This window comes from Micrococcus sp. iso_239, from assembly GCF_056173395.1.
In genome coordinates this window covers 1871678-1888348 of record NZ_CM149672.1, presented here as the reverse complement: position 1 = coordinate 1888348, position 16671 = coordinate 1871678, and the positions used below count along the sequence as shown (strand labels likewise).

The window sequence follows — 16671 nt, the reverse complement described above, 5'->3', positions numbered from 1 at the left end:
TGACGCGCGACGCCCCCGTCTCCGGGTCCCCCGGAGGCGGGGGCGTCGCCGTGTCCGACGACGGCGCGGCGGCGGCGGCTAGGCTGGGGAGCATGCCTGAACTGCTCATCCTCATCGTGGTGCTCGCCGTGGCCGTCGTGGCCGTGCGCTGGGCGCTGCGGACCTTCCGTCCCGAGATCGACCGTGCCCGGCGCATCCGGCGCGCGAACCGCGGCGGGGAGCTGGAGCGATGAGCCTGCCCGGCCCGCGCCGCCTCTTCGCCGTCACGGCGATGGCCGAGATGTTCACCTGGGCCGGTCTGCTGATCGCCATGGGCCTCAAGTACGGCGGAGTCACGGAGCGGGTGGTGCCGATCGCCGGCGGCGTCCACGGCTTCGTGTTCCTCTGCTACCTCGTGGTGACGGTCGCCGTGTGGATCGACGGGCGGTGGCCCGTGGCCCGCGGACTCCTCGGCCTCGGTTCGACGATCGTCCCGTTCATGACGGTCCCGTTCGAGCGGGCCCAGCGGCGGCGCGGCGAGCCGGCGTCGCGGTGGCAGGTCGTGGACCGCGCGCCGGGGGAGCGGGGGCCCCTCGAACGGCTTCTCGTCGTGGTGCTGCGCCATCCGGTGGTCAGCGCGCTCCTGGCGGTCGCCGTGGTCGCCGTCGTCTTCACCCTGCTGCTCAACGCCGGCCCGCCCACCGAGTGGGGCCGCTGAGCCCTGGGGCCGTCGGGCCCGGCCCGCCGATTGGCGGACCGGGCCCGGTTCTGTCTATACTGATTCGGTTGCTCAAGCGCCATTGCGCTGTCGTCGTGTGTCTCGCGGCGGCAGCTCGGCCCAGATGTGACGTCACCACTCCGACCCACCGCAGGCGTGTGCCCTCCCAGGAATGCGACACGCCCGACCGCGTGGACCGGAGTCCGGCGGCGGCGAGGAACCCGGTCCGACCGGATTCGCCCCGCGCGGGTGGAGGACAAGAAGGCGGGCATGATCCGCCGCACAGGGACAGGAACAGCACACCCGACGAGAGAGGCGTGACGCCATGGCGGGACAGAAGATCCGCATCCGGCTGAAGTCGTACGACCACGAGGTCATCGACGTCTCGGCCCGCAAGATCGTTGACACGGTCACGCGCGCAGGCGCGACGGTGGTGGGCCCCGTGCCGCTGCCGACGGAGAAGAACGTGTACTGCGTTATCCGTTCTCCCCACAAGTACAAGGACAGCCGCGAGCATTTCGAGATGCGCACCCACAAGCGGCTCATCGACATCATCGACCCGACCCCGAAGGCCGTCGACTCGCTCATGCGACTGGACCTGCCCGCGGACGTCAACATCGAGATCAAGCTCTGAGAGGGAGGTGCTGAGAGACTATGACCAACACCCAGAACATCAAGGGCCTGCTGGGCACGAAGCTCGGCATGACCCAGGTCTGGGATGAGGACAACAAGCTCATCCCTGTGACCGTGGTCAAGGCAGACCCGAACGTCGTCACCCAACTGCGCTCCGAGGAGACCGACGGCTACACCGCCGTGCAGATCGCCTACGGCCAGATCGATCCCCGCCGCGTGACCAAGCCCCTGGCCGGTCACTTCGAGAAGGCCGGCGTGACCCCGCGTCGCCACCTCGTCGAGCTGCGCACCGCCGACGCCGCCGAGTACTCGCTCGGCCAGGACGTGACCGTGGAGGTCTTCGAGGCCGGCCAGAAGGTCGACGTCGTGGGCACCACCAAGGGCAAGGGCTTCGCCGGCGCCATGAAGCGCCACGGCTTCGCCGGTGTGGGCGCCTCGCACGGCCAGCACAAGAACCACCGCAAGCCCGGCTCCGTGGGCGGCGCGTCCACCCCCGGCCGCGTGTTCAAGGGCCAGCGCATGCCCGGTCGCATGGGCGCCGTGCGCCAGACCACCATGAACCTGACCCTCCACGGCATCGACGTGGAGAACAACCTCCTGCTGATCAAGGGCGCGGTGCCCGGCTCCAAGGGCCAGGTCGTGCTCGTCCGCAGCGCCGTGAAGGGAGCCTGAGACCATGGCTGAGAACTCCGTGAAGACCGTCCAGGTCGATCTGCCCGCCGAGCTCTTCGACGTGCAGTCCAACGTGCCGCTCATGCACCAGGTCGTCGTCGCCCAGCTCGCCGCCGCCCGTCAGGGCACGCACAAGACGAAGCGCCGCGGCGAGGTGTCCGGTGCCGGTCGCAAGCCGTTCAAGCAGAAGGGCACCGGCCGCGCCCGTCAGGGCTCCATCCGCGCCCCGCACATGACCGGTGGTGGCGTCGTCCACGGCCCGACCCCGCGTGACTACTCGCAGCGCACCCCCAAGAAGATGAAGGCCGCCGCCCTGCGCGGTGCCCTGTCGGACCGCGCCCGCAACGGCCGCGTCCACGTCATCGAGGCCCTCGTGTCCGGGACCACCCCGTCCACCAAGGCCGCCAAGGCGGGCCTCGCGTCCCTGAACACCGGCCGCAAGAACGTGCTGCTGGTGATCGACCGGGCCGACGACGTCGCCGCCCTGTCCGCCCGCAACCTGCCCGCGGTCCACACCCTGTACGCCGACCAGCTGAACACCTACGACGTGCTCGTCTCCGACGACGTCGTGTTCACCCAGGCGGCCTACGAGGCGTACGTGGCCCAGGCTTCCGGCGCCAAGAAGGAGGATGCCCAGTGAGCGGCTCCATCAACAAGGATCCCCGCGACGTGATCATCGCTCCCGTCGTGTCGGAGAAGAGCTACGGTCTGATCGATGAGGGCAAGTACACCTTCCTGGTCGACCCGCGCTCCAACAAGTCCGAGATCAAGCAGGCGGTGGAGCGCATCTTCAACGTCGACGTGGCCTCGGTCAACACCCTGAACCGTTCCGGCAAGCGCCGTCGCACCCGCTTCGGGTGGGGCCAGCGCAAGTCCACCAAGCGTGCCATCGTCACGCTCAAGGACGGGACCATCGACATCTTCGGAGGTCCGCTCGCCTGATCGGCGTGCGGAGACCACTTAATCGAGGAACTGACACATGGCTATCCGTAAGTACAAGCCGACCACCCCGGGCCTGCGTGGCTCGTCCGTGGCCGACTTCGCAGAGATCACCCGGTCCACGCCGGAGAAGTCCCTTCTCCGTCCGCTGCACAAGACCGGCGGCCGCAACAACACCGGTCGCATCACCACCCGTCACAAGGGCGGCGGCCACAAGCGCCAGTACCGCCTGGTCGACTTCCGTCGCCACGACAAGGACGGCGTGCCCGCCACCGTCGCGCACATCGAGTACGACCCGAACCGCACCGCCCGCATCGCGCTGCTGCACTACGCGGACGGCGCCAAGCGCTACATCCTGGCCCCGGCCAAGCTGAAGCAGGGCGACGTGGTCGAGGCCGGCCCGAACGCCGACATCAAGCCCGGCAACAACCTGCCGATGCGCAACATCCCCGTGGGCACCACCATCCACGCGGTGGAGCTGCGCCCCGGCGGCGGCGCCAAGATGGCCCGCTCCGCCGGCGCGTCCGTGCAGCTGGTCGCCCGCGAGGGCAAGTACGCCCAGCTGCGCCTGCCCTCCGGTGAGATCCGCAACGTCGACGTGCGCTGCCGCGCCACGATCGGCGAGGTCGGCAACGCCGAGCAGTCGAACATCAACTGGGGCAAGGCCGGCCGCATGCGCTGGAAGGGCGTCCGCCCGACCGTCCGCGGCGTCGTCATGAACCCGGTCGACCACCCGCACGGCGGTGGCGAGGGCAAGACCTCCGGCGGTCGTCACCCCGTCAACCGGAACGGCAAGCCCGAGGGCCGCACGCGTCGTCCGAACAAGGAAAGCGACAAGCTCATCGTGCGTCGCCGTCGTACCGGCAAGAACAAGCGATAAGGGAGCAGGGAAGACATGCCTCGCAGCCTGAAGAAGGGCCCCTTCGTCGATCAGCACCTCTACCTGAAGGTTCTGGCCGAGAACGAGAAGGGCAGCAAGAACGTCATCAAGACCTGGTCCCGCCGGTCGATGATCATCCCGGACATGCTGGGTCACACCATCGCGGTCCACGACGGACGCAAGCACGTCCCGGTGTTCGTCACCGAGTCCATGGTGGGTCACAAGCTGGGCGAGTTCGCCCCGACCCGGACCTACCGCGGCCACGTGAAGGACGACAAGAAGGGCAAGCGCCGCTGAGCCTGAGGGCACAGCACGCTTGACCTTCTCGAGAATCGAAAGAGAGAAGCAATGGAAGCCAAGGCAATTGCGCGCCACCTGCGCGTGACGCCGATGAAGGCCCGGCGCGTCGTCGACCTGGTCCGTGGCAAGCAGGCCACCGAAGCACTGGCCATCCTGAAGTTCGCCCAGCAGGGCGCTTCGGAGCCGGTGTACAAGCTGGTGGCCTCCGCGGTGGCGAACGCCCGCGTCAAGGCGGACCGCGAGGGCCAGGCCTTCGACGAGGACGCCCTCTACATCACCGAGGCCTTCGTGGACGAGGGCCCGACCATGAAGCGGTTCCAGCCCCGTGCTCAGGGCCGCGCGTACCGCATCAACAAGCGCACGAGCCACGTGACCGTGGTCGTCGCGTCCAAGGACGAGAAGGGTGGGAACTGACAATGGGCCAGAAGATCAACCCCAACGGGTTCCGCCTCGGCATCACCACCGACCACGTCTCGCACTGGTTCGCGGACTCCCACAAGGAGGGCCAGCGCTACGCTGACTTCCTCAAGGAGGACGTCAAGATCCGCGAGCTGATGACCACCGGCATGGAGCGCGCCGGCATCTCCAAGGTGGAGATCGAGCGCACCCGTGACCGCGTGCGCGTGGACATCCACACCGCGCGTCCGGGCATCGTGATCGGCCGCCGCGGCGCCGAGGCCGACCGCATCCGCGGTGAGCTCGAGAAGCTCACCGGCAAGCAGATCCAGCTGAACATCCTCGAGGTCAAGAACCCCGAGACCGATGCCCAGCTGGTGGCGCAGGGTGTGGCCGAGCAGCTCGCCTCGCGCGTGGCGTTCCGCCGCGCGATGAAGAAGGCGATCCAGTCCGCCATGCGCGCCGGCGCGCAGGGCATCCGCATCCAGTGCTCCGGCCGCCTCGGCGGCGCCGAGATGAGCCGCTCGGAGTTCTACCGCGAGGGTCGCGTGCCGCTGCACACCCTCCGCGCGAACATCGACTTCGGCAAGTTCGAGGCCAAGACCACCTTCGGCCGCATCGGCGTGAAGGTCTGGATCTACAAGGGCGACCTGACCGCCAAGGAGCTCGCGGCCAAGGAGGCCGCGCAGCCCTCCGGCCGTGGCCGTGGCGGCGAGCGCCGCGGCGGCGGTGAGCGTCGTCGTCGCAACGATCGCGCCGAGCGTGCTCCCCGCCAGGAGAACGCCGGCGCCGGCGCCGAGACCCCGGCCGCCGCTCCCGCTGAAGGAGGCAACGCCTGATGCTGATCCCCCGTCGCGTCAAGCACCGCAAGCAGCACCACCCCAAGCGTTCCGGCGCCGCCAAGGGCGGCACCACCGTGACGTTCGGCGAGTGGGGCATCCAGGCGCTCACGCCGGCCTATGTGACCAACCGTCAGATCGAGGCCGCCCGTATCGCCATGACCCGCTACATCAAGCGTGGCGGCAAGGTCTGGATCAACATCTACCCGGACCGTCCGCTCACCAAGAAGCCCGCCGAGACCCGCATGGGCTCCGGCAAGGGCTCGCCGGAGTGGTGGGTCGCCAACGTCAAGCCCGGACGCGTGCTCTTCGAGCTGTCGGGTGTCACGGAGGACGTCGCCCGCGAGGCGCTCCGCCTGGCCATCCACAAGCTGCCGCTGAAGGCCCGTATCATCCGTCGAGAGGGTGGTGAGTGATCCCATGGCGATCGGCACCAAGGATCTGAACGTCGAGTCCCTGGACGGGATGGACAACGCCCGCCTGCTGGAGGCCCTGAAGTCCTCCAAGGAGGAGCTGTTCAACCTGCGCTTCCAGGCCGCCACCGGTCAGCTGGACAACGCCAGCCGGCTGAAGGCCGTCAAGCGTGACATCGCGCGCATCTACACGATCCTGCGCGAGCGCGAGCTGGGCATCCGCGGCGATGTCGCCGCCGAGGCGCAGGCCGAGAAGAACGAGGAGGCTGCCAAGTGACCGAGCAGACCCCGGCCGTCTCCGAGGAGCGCGGCTACCGCAAGGCCCTCCGTGGCATCGTCGTCTCCGACAAGATGGACAAGACCATCGTCGTCGAGGTCGAGGACCGCAAGAAGCACTCGCTCTACGGCAAGGTGCTGAAGACCTCGAAGCGCGTGAAGGCGCACGACGAGGACAACACCGCCGGCGTGGGCGACCGCGTCCGCCTCGCCGAGACCCGCCCGCTGTCCGCCTCCAAGCGGTGGCGTCTGGTGGAGATCGTCGAGCGCGCCAAGTGATCGACCCGGCCCCCTGAGGGCCGGCGACGCAGAGGGCCGCCCCGTGCACTGGCACGGGGCGGCCTTGTGCGTTAGACTCTGATATTCGTGCGCCCTCTCGTTGGCAGGACCATCCATCCTGTGTGCCGAGGGCCGCGCACGCCGATCCCGGATCCGCCTCGGCCCTGCCCTGCGCGCCCCTCCGCTCTCGACCTCCCCGACGCTGTCTGAACACGCGTCGCCGGGGGACGACGGCGGGCGGCCCGCCTCGGGGGAGGGGTAAGCGTCCCGGGATGCCCGTTCAACCGTTCCGCAAGGCTCGCCCATCGTGGGGGAGAACCGGCGCGACGCTAGGAGAGACAAGTGATCCAGCAGGAGTCGCGGCTCAAGGTCGCCGACAACACCGGTGCGAAGGAAATCCTGACCATCCGTGTTCTCGGCGGTTCCGGACGCCGCTACGCAGGCATCGGCGACACCATCGTCGCCACCGTGAAGGACGCCATCCCCGGCGGCAACGTCAAGAAGGGCGACGTCGTCAAGGCCGTGGTGGTCCGCACCCGCAAGCAGTCCCGCCGTCCCGACGGCTCGTACATCAAGTTCGACGAGAACGCGGCGGTCATCCTGAAGACCGACGGCGAGCCCCGTGGCACGCGCATCTTCGGCCCCGTGGGTCGCGAGCTGCGTGACAAGAAGTTCATGAAGATCGTGTCGCTCGCCCCGGAGGTGATCTGACCTCATGGCCAAGATCAAGAAGGACGACCTCGTCCAGGTCATCAGTGGCAAGGACAAGGGCAAGCAGGGCAAGGTCCTGCGCGTGTTCCCGGCGGATGAGCGCGTGCTCGTCGAGGGCGTGAACCGCGTGACCAAGCACCTGCGCGCCGGCCAGGACAACAACGGTTCCACCGAGGGCGGCCTGCAGGTCGTCGAGGCCCCGATCCACATCTCGAACGTGGCCGTGGTGGACCCGGAGACCAAGAAGCCGACCCGTGTGGGCTACCGCTTCGAGACCGTCGAGAAGGACGGCGTGAGCAAGACCGTGAAGGTCCGCTTCGCCAAGGCCTCGGGGAAGGAGCTGTGATGACCGAGGTGCAGCAGACCGAGAAGGTCACCCCGCGTCTGAAGACCAAGTACCGCGACGAGATCCGCGGCGCCCTGCAGGAGCAGTTCCAGTACGGGAACGTCATGCAGGTGCCGGGTCTCGTGAAGGTCGTCGTCAACATGGGCGTCGGGGAGGCCGCCAAGGACTCCAAGATCATCGACGGCGCGGTCGCCGACCTCACCGCCATCACCGGCCAGAAGCCGATGATCACCAAGGCCCGCAAGTCCATCGCGCAGTTCAAGCTGCGTGAGGGCATGCCCATCGGCACGCACGCCACGCTCCGTGGCGACCGCATGTGGGAGTTCCTGGACCGCCTGGTCACGCTCGCGCTGCCGCGCATCCGTGACTTCCGCGGCCTGTCCGACCGCCAGTTCGACGGCAACGGCAACTACACCTTCGGCCTGTCCGAGCAGACCGTGTTCCACGAAATCGATCAGGACAAGATCGACCGCGTGCGCGGCATGGACATCACCGTGGTGACGACCGCCAAGAACGACGACGAGGGCCGCGCGCTGCTCAAGGCGCTGGGCTTCCCGTTCAAGACCGACCAGTAAGACCTCCACGCCACAGGTCCTCCACCGGTGAACCGGTGGCGGAAACCACGGCGAGAAAGGGCGTGAAGCCCACATGACCATGACCGATCCCGTCGCAGACATGCTGACCCGTCTGCGCAACGCAAACTCGGCCTACCACGACACCGTGTCCATGCCGTCCTCGAAGCTGAAGACTCGCGTCGCCGAGATCCTCAAGGCCGAGGGCTACATCCAGGACTGGCGCGAGGAGGAGGCCGAGGTCGGCAAGAAGCTGACCATCGACCTGAAGTTCGGCCCGCAGCGTGAGCGTGCGATCGCCGGCCTGCGCCGCATCTCCAAGCCGGGCCTGCGCGTGTACGCGAAGTCCACGAACCTGCCCCACGTGCTGGGCGGCCTCGGCATCGCCATCCTGTCCACCTCCTCTGGTCTCCTCACGAACCAGCAGGCCGCCAAGAAGGGCGTGGGCGGAGAAGTCCTCGCCTACGTCTGGTGACGGGCAAGACGGAAGAAAGGCTGAACTGACATGTCTCGAATCGGACGTCTCCCGATCACCATCCCCGCCGGCGTCGATGTGACCATCGACGGCGACCGCGTCTCCGTGAAGGGCCCCAAGGGCCAGCTCGAGCACTCGCTGCCCACGCCCATCACGGCCACCCTCGAGGAGGGGCAGGTCACCGTGGCCCGCCCCGACGACGAGCGTGAGTCCCGCTCCCTGCACGGTCTGACCCGCACCCTCATCAGCAACATGGTCGAGGGCGTGACCAACGGCTTCTCCAAGCAGCTCGAGGTCGTCGGCACCGGCTACCGCGTGCAGGCCAAGGGCCAGGACCTCGAGTTCGCCCTGGGCTACTCCCACCCCGTCCCGGTGAAGGCGCCCCAGGGCATCACCTTCACGGTGGAGGGCAACAAGGTCACCGTCGCCGGTATCGACAAGCAGCAGGTCGGCGAGACCGCCGCCAACATCCGCAAGCTGCGCCGCCCCGACCCGTACAAGGGCAAGGGCGTGCGCTACGCGGGCGAGCAGATCCGCCGCAAGGCCGGAAAGGCAGGTAAGTGATGTCTACTCTGAAGGTGAAGGGCAAGGGCAAGTTCAACGCCCGCACCCGCCGCCACCTCCGGGTGCGCAAGCGGATCTCCGGCACCACCGTCCGTCCCCGCCTCGTCGTCAACCGCTCTGCACGGCACATGTTTGTGCAGGTCGTGGACGACACGCAGAGCCGCACGCTCGCGTACGCCTCCACCATGGAGGCCGACGTGCGTGCGCTCGAGGGCGACAAGACGGCCAAGGCCAAGCGCGTGGGCGAGCTCGTCGCCGAGCGTGCCAAGGCGGCCGGCATCGAGGCCGTGGTCTTCGACCGCGGCGGCAACAAGTACCACGGGCGCGTCGCGGCCGTGGCCGACGGTGCGCGAGAGGGTGGGCTGCAGCTGTGACCGAGAACATCAACCAGAAGGACACTCAGGTGACCGAGAGCACCGAGACCACCGTCTCCGAGACCGGGTCGGGCTCGGCGAGCCAGACCACCGAGCGCGCCACCGGTGGCCGCGGCGGTCGCGACGGCGGCCGCGGTGGCCGTGACGGCGATCGTCGTGGCGGCCGTCGCGACGACCGCAACCGTCGTGGCGCCCAGGACGACGAGAAGGACCAGTTCCTCGAGCGCGTCGTGGGCATCAACCGCGTCTCCAAGGTCGTCAAGGGCGGCCGCCGCTTCTCCTTCACCGCCCTCGTGGTGGTGGGTGACGGCGACGGCACCGTCGGCGTCGGCTACGGCAAGGCGAAGGAGGTCCCCGCCGCGATCCAGAAGGCCGTGGAGGAGGCCAAGAAGTCCTTCTTCCGCGTCCCCCGCGTCGGCTCCACCATCCCGCACCTGGTGCAGGGTGAGGACGCCGCCGGCGTCGTGCTGCTCCGCCCGGCCTCCCCGGGTACCGGCGTGATCGCCGGCGGTCCGGTGCGCGCCGTGCTCGAGTGCGCCGGCATCCACGACGTGCTGTCCAAGTCCATGGGCTCCGTGAACGCGATCAACATCGTGCGCGGCACCGTGGACGCACTCAAGAAGCTGGAAGAGCCCCAGGCCGTCGCCGCCCGCCGCGGCAAGGCCCTGGACGAGATCGCCCCCCATGCGATGCTGCGCACCATGGAGAACGATCGCGCCCAGAAGAGCGCGAAGGCAGGTGCGTGAGCCGTGTTTGAGCCCACTCGCAAGAACATCCAGCCCTCGGACGCCACCCTGGTCATCACCCAGACCCGCGGCGTCACGGGCTCCAAGCAGAACCATCGGGACACCCTGCGCTCGCTGGGCCTGAAGCGGATCGGCCACCAGGTCACCCGCAAGGCCGACGCGGTGACGGTCGGCATGGTCAACACCGTGCCGCACCTGGTGTCCGTGGAGGAGGTCAACAATGGCTGACAACGACGCCATCAAGGTCCACGACCTGCGTCCGGCCCCCGGTGCCAAGACCGCCAAGACCCGTGTGGGTCGCGGTGAGGCGTCGAAGGGCAAGACCGCCGGTCGCGGCACCAAGGGCACCAAGGCCCGTTACCAGGTCCGTGCGGGCTTCGAGGGCGGCCAGCTGCCCCTGCAGATGCGTCTGCCGAAGCTCCGCGGCTTCAAGAACCCGTTCCGCACGGAGTACCAGGTCGTGAACCTGGACAAGCTCTCCGCGCACTTCCCCGAGGGCGGTGAGGTCACCGTGGACGCGCTCGTGTCCAAGGGCCTCGTCCGTCGCGGTCAGCCCGTGAAGGTGCTGGGCACGGGGGAGATCACCTCGGCCGTGCAGGTGAAGGCGAACGCCTTCTCCTCGTCCGCCGTGGAGAAGATCCAGGCCGCCGGCGGGTCCACCGAGACCCTCTGACACGCCGACCCATCCACCGAGGGCCCTGGCCCGGAGCAGCCGCTCCGGACCAGGGCCCTCGGTCCGTCCGTGTAGACTCGCACAGCGGCCGCCCCGGTGTGGCCGCCGTCTCGTGCCCCGCCCCGCGGCCGGCGCGCGCCCCACAGGACCACCGCAGGAGGACTCGTGCTCAAGGCCATCGCCCGGATCGTCCGGACGCCTGACCTGTTGCGGAAGATCGCCTTCACGCTCGCGCTCATCGCCGTCTACCGGATGGGCGCCTTCGTACCGGCCCCCGGGGTGGACTACCCGGCGGTGCAGCAGTGTCTCGCGGCGGGCAACGCCCAGGGCGGCCTGTACTCCTTCGTGAACATGTTCTCGGGCGGGGCGCTCCTGCAGGTGTCCGTCTTCGCGCTCGGCATCATGCCCTACATCACGGCGTCGATCATCGTGCAGCTGCTGCGCGTGGTGATCCCGCGCTTCGAGCAGCTCCACCAGGAGGGCCCGCAGGGCCAGGCGACGCTGACGCAGTACACCCGCTACCTGACCCTCGCCCTCGCCCTGCTGCAGGCGACCACGATGGCCTCGCTGGCCCGCACCGGGGCCCTGCTCGGATGCAGCCTGCCGCTGCTGCGCGACGGCTCCATCCTCACGGTGCTGCTCGTGGTCATCGCCCTGACCACCGGCTGTCTCATCGTCATGTGGTTCGGCGAGCGGATCACCGAGAACGGCGTGGGCAACGGCATGTCCCTGCTCATCTTCACCTCCATCGCGGCGGGCTTCCCGGCCGGCCTCGGCCAGGTGGTCCAGACGCAGGGCTGGCGCGTGTTCGCGATCGTCATGGGGATCGGCCTGCTCACCATGCTGGCCATCGTCTTCGTGGAGGAGTCGCAGCGCCGGATCCCGGTCCAGTACGCCAAGCGGCAGATCGGCTCGCGGACCGTGGGCGGGTCGAGCACCTACATCCCGGTCAAGGTGAACATGGCCAACGTCATCCCGGTCATCTTCGCCTCCTCCGTGCTGATGCTCCCGAGCATCCTCATCCAGTTCAACACGCCGCAGGACGGCAGTGCGCCGGCCCCGTGGATCACGTGGCTGAGCCGGTACTTCGGCCCCGGCGACCACCCGGTGTACATGGCCCTGTACTTCCTGCTCATCATCGGCTTCACGTACTTCTACGTGTCCATCACGTTCAACCCGGTGGAGATCTCGGACAACATGAAGCGCTACGGCGGCTTCATCCCCGGCGTCCGCGCCGGCCGGCCCACCGAGCGTTACCTGCAGTACGTCATCAGCCGCATCACGCTCGTGGGCGCCCTCTACCTCGGTATCGTGGCCATGATCCCGCTGATCGCCTTCGCGGTGATCGGCACCAGCCAGAACTTCCCGCTCGGCGGCACGTCCATCCTCATCATGGTGGGCGTCGGCCTCCAGACCGTGAAGCAGGTCAGCGCACAGATGGAGCAGCGCCACTACGAGGGCCTGCTGCGCTGAGCCCCGACCCGATCCCGCAACGCCGTCCGTATCGACAGTGAGGAACACACGATGACCCGCATGCTGCTCATGGGCCCTCCCGGTTCCGGCAAGGGCACCCAGGCCACCCGGATCGCCGACAAGCTGGGGATCGTCCCGATCTCCACCGGTGACATCTTCCGCCACAACGTGAAGTCGATGACGCCGCTCGGCGTCGAGGCCAAGAAGTACATCGACAACGGCGACTTCGTCCCCGATGAGGTCACGAACCGCATGGTCGCGGACCGCATCGCCCAGGCCGACGCGGAGCACGGCTTCCTGCTGGACGGCTACCCGCGCACGAAGGGCCAGGTCGAGGCGCTGGACGCCATGCTCGCCGAGTCCGGCCAGTCGCTGTCCGCCGTCGTCGAGCTGGAGGTGCCCGACGAGGAGCTCGTGGAGCGTCTGCTCAAGCGTGCCGAGATCGAGGGCCGCGCGGACGACACCCAGGAGGTCATCGAGCACCGCCTGGACCTGTACCACCGCGAGACCGAGTCCGTCATCCAGGAGTACGTGGAGCGCGGCATCGTCGCCCGCGTGGACGGCACCGGGCAGATCGACGACGTCACCGAGCGCCTGCTGCAGGCCGTGTACTCCGTGCGTGCCGCCACGGGCTCCCTGCCCGTGATCCAGCCGGGCGCGGAGTCCTGACCCCGTGATCGGCCGCCGCTCGCTCGAGCTCAAGACCGCCCCCCAGCTGCAGGCCATGCAGCGCGCGGGGGTGGTCCTGTCCGAGGCGTTGGACGCCACGCTGGCCGCGGCCGCGCCGGGCGTCACCACCGCGGAGCTGGACGCCGTGTTCGCGGGCGTGCTGGCCGAGCGCGGTGCCACGTCCAACTTCCTGGGCTACTACGACTTCCCGGCCTCGATCTGCACCTCGGTCAACGACGAGGTCGTGCACGGCATCCCCGGGGACCGGGTCCTGCAGACCGGCGACGTGCTGAAGGTCGACGGGGGCGCGATCGTGGACGGCTGGCACGCCGACTCGGCCCGCACGGTGATCCTGGGCTCCTCCGCGGCCGGCACCGCGGACCCGGCCGACGAGCGCCTCTCGGCGATCACGCGGGAGGCACTCTGGGTCGGCATCGCGGCCTTCGCCTCCGCCACCCACGTCGGGGACATCGGGGACGCCATCGACGACGTCGTCTCCGCGCAGCCGGGCGAGGAGCTCGGCATCCTCGAGGAGTACGTGGGGCACGGCATCGGCTCGGCCATGCACCTGCCGCCGGACGTGTTCAACTACCGCACCGGCCACCGGGGGCCCAAGATCCGCCCCGGTCTGGCACTCGCCATCGAGCCGATGCTGGTGCGTGGCTCCATCGACACGAAGGTGCTCGCGGACGACTGGACCGTGGTGACCCTCGACGGCGCCCGCGCCAGCCAGTGGGAGCACTCGGTCTGCCGGCACGACGGCGGTGTGTGGGTGCTCACCGCGCCCGACGGCGGCGCCTCCGAGCTCGCCCGGTTCGGCGTGGTCCCGGTCCCGCCGGGGGAGTGAGCGGCCCGAGCTGTCGGCCGTCCGTCCCGCCCGTCCGGCGGACCGGGCGGCCGTCGTCGTCTGTGCTGGTTCTCAGACCGAGAATGCGGTATCATCGAACGTTGTTCGTGTGCGCGCACTCGTGTGCGCCGGCGAGCAGACCCGTTCCCGCCCCGTCACCCGGCCCTCCGCGGCCGTGCCCGGGGCATGACGATTGTGGAGGACATGGCTAAGAAGGAAGGTGTCATCGAGGTCGAGGGCACGGTGTCGGAGGCATTGCCGAACGCGATGTTCCGGGTCCGTCTGCAGAACGAGCACGTCGTGCTCGCCACGATCTCCGGAAAGATGCGTCAGCACTACATCCGCATCCTCCCCGAGGATCGCGTCGTGGTGGAGCTTAGCCCGTACGACCTCAACCGGGGTCGGATCGTGTACCGATACAAGTAAGAACCCCCGTCCAAGCGAGCGCAGGAGGAAGAGCCGTGAAGGTTCAGCCGAGCGTGAAGCGGATTTGTGACAAGTGCCAGGTCGTGCGCCGTAAGGGCCGCGTGCTGGTGATCTGCTCGAACCCGCGCCACAAGCAGCGCCAGGGCTGATCGCCTCCCCGGGAGCCCGGGGAGCGACGCCGTCGCGTTGACCACACCACCCACCGGCCATCGGGCCGAACAGCAGGGACAGCGGTCCACCCCGTGAGGGGAGGGCCCCCACCTCCGGCCGCAGGGGCCGGAGACCGACGACGGCGGACGCCCGCCGCGGAGCACGCCGGATCTTCCCCGGCGCCGCGACGACGGGTCCGCGAGGCCCAGTGCCGCGTCGTGCGGGACGTCCCTGGTGCAGACCCCTGCTGCAGAAGAACAGGAGGACGGCCACATGGCTCGTCTTGCAGGCGTTGACATTCCGCGCGAGAAGCGCGTGATCATCGCACTCACGTACATCTACGGTGTGGGCAAGACCCGCGCTGAGGAGACCCTCGCCGCCACGGGCATCGACCCGAACATCCGCGTGAAGGACCTCTCCGACGAGCAGCTGGTGCAGCTGCGCGACCACATCGAGGGCAGCTACAAGGTGGAGGGCGACCTCCGCCGCGAGGTGGCCGCCGACATCCGTCGCAAGGTGGAGATCGGCTCCTACGAGGGCCTGCGCCACCGCCGCGGCCTGCCGGTGCGCGGCCAGCGCACGAAGACCAACGCCCGTACCCGCAAGGGCCCCAAGAAGACGGTCGCCGGCAAGAAGAAGTGATCCTGCACCGGCGGTGACCGCGTCCACGTCCGGACGCCCCGCCCGCAGCATCAGCACCAGCAGCTTTCCCGGAGGAGAATCACATGCCCCCCAAGACTCGCGCATCGGCTGCCCGCAAGCCGCGTCGCAAGGCCAACAAGAACATCACCGTGGGCCAGGCCCACATCAAGAGCACGTTCAACAACACCATCGTGTCCATCACGGACACCACGGGTGCCGTCATCTCCTGGGCCTCGTCCGGCGAGGTCGGCTTCAAGGGGTCGCGCAAGTCGACCCCGTACGCCGCGCAGATGGCCGCCGAGCAGGCCGCCAAGCGTGCGCAGGAGCACGGCATGAAGAAGGTGGACGTCTTCGTGAAGGGTCCGGGCTCGGGCCGCGAGACCGCCATCCGCTCCCTGCAGGCCGCCGGCCTCGAGGTGGGGTCCATCCAGGACGTCACCCCCATGGCCCACAACGGCGCTCGCCCGGCGAAGCGCCGCCGCGTCTGACCTGAGCGCTGTGTCCGCGTCCGCCCCCGCCCGGGGCGGACGCGGACAGGTCTGCGGACCTGCCCCCACCCCGTCCTCGTTTCCACCCACCGCGTGCGTCATATGGCGGACGCTCGCCGAAAGGAAATGTCCGTGCTCATTGCACAGCGCCCCACGCTGACCGAAGAGGTCGTCTCCGACCGTCGTTCCCGGTTCGTCATCGAGCCCCTGGAGCCCGGCTTCGGCTACACCCTCGGCAACTCCCTGCGCCGCACTCTGCTCTCGTCGATCCCCGGTGCTGCCGTGACCAGCATCCGCGTGGACGGCGTGCTGCACGAGTTCAGCACCGTCAACGGAGTCAAGGAGGATGTCACCGAGATCATCCTCAACATCAAGAAGCTCTCCGTCTCCTCGGAGAACGACGAGCCCGTGGTGGCCTACCTGCGCAAGCAGGGGGCCGGCGTCGTCACCGCCGCGGACATCACCGCGCCGGCCGGCGTCGAGATCCACAACCCGGACCTGCACATCGCGACCCTGAACGCGAAGGGCAAGTTCGACATGGAGCTGACCATCGAGCGCGGTCGCGGCTACGTGACCGCCGCCCAGAACAAGTCCGCGGACGCGGAGATCGGCCGTATCCCGGTCGACTCCATCTACTCCCCGGTCCTCAAGGTGACCTTCAAGGTCGAGGCCACCCGTGTGGAGCAGCGCACCGACTTCGACCGTCTGATCCTGGACGTGGAGACCAAGGAGAACATGCTGCCGCGTGACGCGGTGGCCTCTGCCGGCTCCACCCTGGTCGAGCTGTTCGGCCTGGCCCGCTCGCTCAACGTCGAGGCCGAGGGCATCGACCTGGGTGACGAGCCCGAGGTCGTCGAGGGCTCCGCCGACCTGGCCCAGCCGATCGAGGAGCTCGAGCTCACCGTGCGCTCGTACAACTGCCTCAAGCGCGAGGGCATCCACACCGTGGGCGAGCTCGTGGGCCGTTCCGAGGCCGACCTGATGGACATCCGCAACTTCGGCGCGAAGTCCATCGACGAGGTCAAGGAGAAGCTCCAGGAGCTGGGCCTGTCCCTCAAGGACTCGCCGGCCGGCTACGACCCGCAGGCGCACGCGCGCCAGATGGACGACGACCCGTTCTCGGACTACTGAGCCGATTCCGCACCACCTGACATCTTCGACCCGACGCCGCAGCCGGCTGAAGGGTCCCAC

General features: G+C 68.8%; 30 protein-coding genes. All 30 read left to right on the top strand.

What is annotated here, in order from left to right; all coding sequences use genetic code 11:
- Positions 1-92 precede the first annotated feature (92 nt).
- The 30 genes from AC0VX2_RS08805 to AC0VX2_RS08660 all read left to right on the top strand — a co-directional run bounded on the left by AC0VX2_RS08805 (position 93) and on the right by AC0VX2_RS08660 (position 16611).
- Positions 93-233: a hypothetical protein gene (locus tag AC0VX2_RS08805; RefSeq protein WP_162833779.1), complete on the top strand. Its 141-nt coding sequence runs from the start codon at positions 93-95 to the stop codon at positions 231-233.
- Positions 230-697 (top strand): DUF3817 domain-containing protein, encoded by a 468-nt coding sequence (locus tag AC0VX2_RS08800; RefSeq protein ID WP_036317755.1) that lies wholly within the window; start codon positions 230-232, stop codon positions 695-697. The genes AC0VX2_RS08805 and AC0VX2_RS08800 overlap by 4 nt, the downstream gene beginning before the upstream one ends.
- Before the next feature lie 325 nt (positions 698-1022).
- On the top strand, positions 1023-1331 hold the full coding sequence (gene rpsJ, locus AC0VX2_RS08795; RefSeq protein WP_002857463.1) for a 30S ribosomal protein S10: 309 nt from the start codon (positions 1023-1025) through the stop codon (positions 1329-1331).
- 20 nt (positions 1332-1351) lie between these two features.
- Complete coding sequence (rplC, locus tag AC0VX2_RS08790) at positions 1352-2002, top strand: 50S ribosomal protein L3 (RefSeq protein WP_036317759.1); 651 nt, start codon at positions 1352-1354, stop codon at positions 2000-2002.
- A 4-nt stretch (positions 2003-2006) separates the two neighbouring features.
- Positions 2007-2642 carry a 50S ribosomal protein L4 gene (gene rplD, locus AC0VX2_RS08785; RefSeq protein ID WP_041103272.1) on the top strand — a complete coding sequence of 212 codons (636 nt, stop codon included), beginning with the start codon at positions 2007-2009 and terminating at the stop codon, positions 2640-2642.
- Entirely contained in the window at positions 2639-2944 is a 306-nt protein-coding gene (rplW, locus tag AC0VX2_RS08780; protein ID WP_002857471.1) for a 50S ribosomal protein L23, read from the top strand. The genes rplD and rplW overlap by 4 nt, the downstream gene beginning before the upstream one ends.
- 37 nt (positions 2945-2981) lie before the next feature.
- Positions 2982-3821, top strand: coding sequence for a 50S ribosomal protein L2 (rplB, locus tag AC0VX2_RS08775; RefSeq protein WP_010080386.1), 840 nt, complete (start codon positions 2982-2984; stop codon positions 3819-3821).
- A 15-nt stretch (positions 3822-3836) separates the two neighbouring features.
- The gene (gene rpsS, locus AC0VX2_RS08770) at positions 3837-4118 is read left to right on the top strand and encodes a 30S ribosomal protein S19 (RefSeq protein ID WP_002857475.1); all 282 of its coding nucleotides are present in this window, start codon (positions 3837-3839) and stop codon (positions 4116-4118) included.
- A gap of 51 nt (positions 4119-4169) precedes the next feature.
- Positions 4170-4535, top strand: coding sequence for a 50S ribosomal protein L22 (rplV, locus tag AC0VX2_RS08765; protein WP_017487837.1), 366 nt, complete (start codon positions 4170-4172; stop codon positions 4533-4535).
- A gap of 2 nt (positions 4536-4537) precedes the next feature.
- A complete protein-coding gene (gene rpsC, locus AC0VX2_RS08760) occupies positions 4538-5356 on the top strand; it encodes a 30S ribosomal protein S3 (protein ID WP_002857479.1) in 819 nt (272 codons plus the stop codon).
- On the top strand, positions 5356-5772 hold the full coding sequence (gene rplP / locus AC0VX2_RS08755) for a 50S ribosomal protein L16 (protein WP_036317764.1): 417 nt from the start codon (positions 5356-5358) through the stop codon (positions 5770-5772). Before rpsC ends, rplP begins: the two co-directional genes overlap by 1 nt.
- A gap of 4 nt (positions 5773-5776) precedes the next feature.
- Positions 5777-6046 carry a 50S ribosomal protein L29 gene (gene rpmC / locus AC0VX2_RS08750; RefSeq protein ID WP_036317766.1) on the top strand — a complete coding sequence of 90 codons (270 nt, stop codon included), beginning with the start codon at positions 5777-5779 and terminating at the stop codon, positions 6044-6046.
- The gene (gene rpsQ / locus AC0VX2_RS08745) at positions 6043-6324 is read left to right on the top strand and encodes a 30S ribosomal protein S17 (RefSeq protein WP_036317768.1); all 282 of its coding nucleotides are present in this window, start codon (positions 6043-6045) and stop codon (positions 6322-6324) included. Before rpmC ends, rpsQ begins: the two co-directional genes overlap by 4 nt.
- A 342-nt stretch (positions 6325-6666) precedes the next feature.
- A complete protein-coding gene (gene rplN, locus AC0VX2_RS08740) occupies positions 6667-7035 on the top strand; it encodes a 50S ribosomal protein L14 (RefSeq protein ID WP_002857487.1) in 369 nt (122 codons plus the stop codon).
- 4 nt (positions 7036-7039) lie between these two features.
- Positions 7040-7381: a 50S ribosomal protein L24 gene (gene rplX, locus AC0VX2_RS08735; protein ID WP_036317770.1), complete on the top strand. Its 342-nt coding sequence runs from the start codon at positions 7040-7042 to the stop codon at positions 7379-7381.
- Positions 7381-7956, top strand: a complete 576-nt coding sequence (gene rplE / locus AC0VX2_RS08730; protein WP_036317773.1) for a 50S ribosomal protein L5 — start codon at positions 7381-7383, stop codon at positions 7954-7956. The genes rplX and rplE overlap by 1 nt, the downstream gene beginning before the upstream one ends.
- Before the next feature lie 73 nt (positions 7957-8029).
- Positions 8030-8428: a 30S ribosomal protein S8 gene (rpsH, locus tag AC0VX2_RS08725; protein ID WP_002857494.1), complete on the top strand. Its 399-nt coding sequence runs from the start codon at positions 8030-8032 to the stop codon at positions 8426-8428.
- A gap of 30 nt (positions 8429-8458) precedes the next feature.
- Entirely contained in the window at positions 8459-8992 is a 534-nt protein-coding gene (rplF, locus tag AC0VX2_RS08720) for a 50S ribosomal protein L6 (protein WP_036381545.1), read from the top strand.
- Positions 8992-9366 (top strand): 50S ribosomal protein L18, encoded by a 375-nt coding sequence (gene rplR / locus AC0VX2_RS08715; protein ID WP_002857498.1) that lies wholly within the window; start codon positions 8992-8994, stop codon positions 9364-9366. The genes rplF and rplR overlap by 1 nt, the downstream gene beginning before the upstream one ends.
- Entirely contained in the window at positions 9363-10112 is a 750-nt protein-coding gene (gene rpsE / locus AC0VX2_RS08710; protein WP_002857500.1) for a 30S ribosomal protein S5, read from the top strand. Before rplR ends, rpsE begins: the two co-directional genes overlap by 4 nt.
- A 3-nt stretch (positions 10113-10115) precedes the next feature.
- Entirely contained in the window at positions 10116-10340 is a 225-nt protein-coding gene (rpmD, locus tag AC0VX2_RS08705; RefSeq protein ID WP_002857502.1) for a 50S ribosomal protein L30, read from the top strand.
- A complete protein-coding gene (gene rplO, locus AC0VX2_RS08700) occupies positions 10333-10785 on the top strand; it encodes a 50S ribosomal protein L15 (protein WP_036317776.1) in 453 nt (150 codons plus the stop codon). Before rpmD ends, rplO begins: the two co-directional genes overlap by 8 nt.
- 165 nt (positions 10786-10950) lie before the next feature.
- Complete coding sequence (secY, locus tag AC0VX2_RS08695) at positions 10951-12258, top strand: preprotein translocase subunit SecY (RefSeq protein WP_036317778.1); 1308 nt, start codon at positions 10951-10953, stop codon at positions 12256-12258.
- A gap of 51 nt (positions 12259-12309) precedes the next feature.
- The gene (locus tag AC0VX2_RS08690) at positions 12310-12927 is read left to right on the top strand and encodes an adenylate kinase (RefSeq protein WP_063188717.1); all 618 of its coding nucleotides are present in this window, start codon (positions 12310-12312) and stop codon (positions 12925-12927) included.
- A 4-nt stretch (positions 12928-12931) separates the two neighbouring features.
- A complete protein-coding gene (gene map, locus AC0VX2_RS08685) occupies positions 12932-13774 on the top strand; it encodes a type I methionyl aminopeptidase (RefSeq protein ID WP_144820103.1) in 843 nt (280 codons plus the stop codon).
- A 204-nt stretch (positions 13775-13978) separates the two neighbouring features.
- Positions 13979-14200 carry a translation initiation factor IF-1 gene (gene infA / locus AC0VX2_RS08680; protein ID WP_010080397.1) on the top strand — a complete coding sequence of 74 codons (222 nt, stop codon included), beginning with the start codon at positions 13979-13981 and terminating at the stop codon, positions 14198-14200.
- 35 nt (positions 14201-14235) lie between these two features.
- Entirely contained in the window at positions 14236-14349 is a 114-nt protein-coding gene (gene rpmJ / locus AC0VX2_RS08675; protein WP_002857509.1) for a 50S ribosomal protein L36, read from the top strand.
- A gap of 274 nt (positions 14350-14623) precedes the next feature.
- Positions 14624-14992: a 30S ribosomal protein S13 gene (gene rpsM, locus AC0VX2_RS08670; protein WP_017487821.1), complete on the top strand. Its 369-nt coding sequence runs from the start codon at positions 14624-14626 to the stop codon at positions 14990-14992.
- Between the two features lie 83 nt (positions 14993-15075).
- The gene (gene rpsK / locus AC0VX2_RS08665; RefSeq protein WP_002857513.1) at positions 15076-15480 is read left to right on the top strand and encodes a 30S ribosomal protein S11; all 405 of its coding nucleotides are present in this window, start codon (positions 15076-15078) and stop codon (positions 15478-15480) included.
- A gap of 132 nt (positions 15481-15612) precedes the next feature.
- The gene (locus tag AC0VX2_RS08660) at positions 15613-16611 is read left to right on the top strand and encodes a DNA-directed RNA polymerase subunit alpha (RefSeq protein WP_044659560.1); all 999 of its coding nucleotides are present in this window, start codon (positions 15613-15615) and stop codon (positions 16609-16611) included.
- Positions 16612-16671 lie beyond the last annotated feature (60 nt).

Excerpts from the sequence above, each read along its gene's own strand:
- rplR (WP_002857498.1), top strand. The coding sequence starts at position 8,992 with ATGTCTACTCTGAAGGTGAAGGGCAAGGGCAAGTTCAACGCCCGCACC.
- rpsK (WP_002857513.1), top strand. The coding sequence starts at position 15,076 with ATGCCCCCCAAGACTCGCGCATCGGCTGCCCGCAAGCCGCGTCGCAAG.
- infA (WP_010080397.1), top strand. The coding sequence starts at position 13,979 with ATGGCTAAGAAGGAAGGTGTCATCGAGGTCGAGGGCACGGTGTCGGAG.
- AC0VX2_RS08690 (WP_063188717.1), top strand. The coding sequence starts at position 12,310 with ATGACCCGCATGCTGCTCATGGGCCCTCCCGGTTCCGGCAAGGGCACC.
- rpsS (WP_002857475.1), top strand. The coding sequence starts at position 3,837 with ATGCCTCGCAGCCTGAAGAAGGGCCCCTTCGTCGATCAGCACCTCTAC.
- rpsM (WP_017487821.1), top strand. The coding sequence starts at position 14,624 with ATGGCTCGTCTTGCAGGCGTTGACATTCCGCGCGAGAAGCGCGTGATC.
- rplX (WP_036317770.1), top strand. The coding sequence starts at position 7,040 with ATGGCCAAGATCAAGAAGGACGACCTCGTCCAGGTCATCAGTGGCAAG.
- rplF (WP_036381545.1), top strand. The coding sequence starts at position 8,459 with ATGTCTCGAATCGGACGTCTCCCGATCACCATCCCCGCCGGCGTCGAT.
- rpmC (WP_036317766.1), top strand. The coding sequence starts at position 5,777 with ATGGCGATCGGCACCAAGGATCTGAACGTCGAGTCCCTGGACGGGATG.
- rplP (WP_036317764.1), top strand. The coding sequence starts at position 5,356 with ATGCTGATCCCCCGTCGCGTCAAGCACCGCAAGCAGCACCACCCCAAG.
- rplB (WP_010080386.1), top strand. The coding sequence starts at position 2,982 with ATGGCTATCCGTAAGTACAAGCCGACCACCCCGGGCCTGCGTGGCTCG.
- rpsJ (WP_002857463.1), top strand. The coding sequence starts at position 1,023 with ATGGCGGGACAGAAGATCCGCATCCGGCTGAAGTCGTACGACCACGAG.
- AC0VX2_RS08800 (WP_036317755.1), top strand. The coding sequence starts at position 230 with ATGAGCCTGCCCGGCCCGCGCCGCCTCTTCGCCGTCACGGCGATGGCC.
- rplE (WP_036317773.1), top strand. The coding sequence starts at position 7,381 with ATGACCGAGGTGCAGCAGACCGAGAAGGTCACCCCGCGTCTGAAGACC.
- rplV (WP_017487837.1), top strand. The coding sequence starts at position 4,170 with ATGGAAGCCAAGGCAATTGCGCGCCACCTGCGCGTGACGCCGATGAAG.
- AC0VX2_RS08805 (WP_162833779.1), top strand. The coding sequence starts at position 93 with ATGCCTGAACTGCTCATCCTCATCGTGGTGCTCGCCGTGGCCGTCGTG.
- rplC (WP_036317759.1), top strand. The coding sequence starts at position 1,352 with ATGACCAACACCCAGAACATCAAGGGCCTGCTGGGCACGAAGCTCGGC.
- rpsH (WP_002857494.1), top strand. The coding sequence starts at position 8,030 with ATGACCATGACCGATCCCGTCGCAGACATGCTGACCCGTCTGCGCAAC.
- rplD (WP_041103272.1), top strand. The coding sequence starts at position 2,007 with ATGGCTGAGAACTCCGTGAAGACCGTCCAGGTCGATCTGCCCGCCGAG.
- rplO (WP_036317776.1), top strand. The coding sequence starts at position 10,333 with ATGGCTGACAACGACGCCATCAAGGTCCACGACCTGCGTCCGGCCCCC.
- rpsC (WP_002857479.1), top strand. The coding sequence starts at position 4,538 with ATGGGCCAGAAGATCAACCCCAACGGGTTCCGCCTCGGCATCACCACC.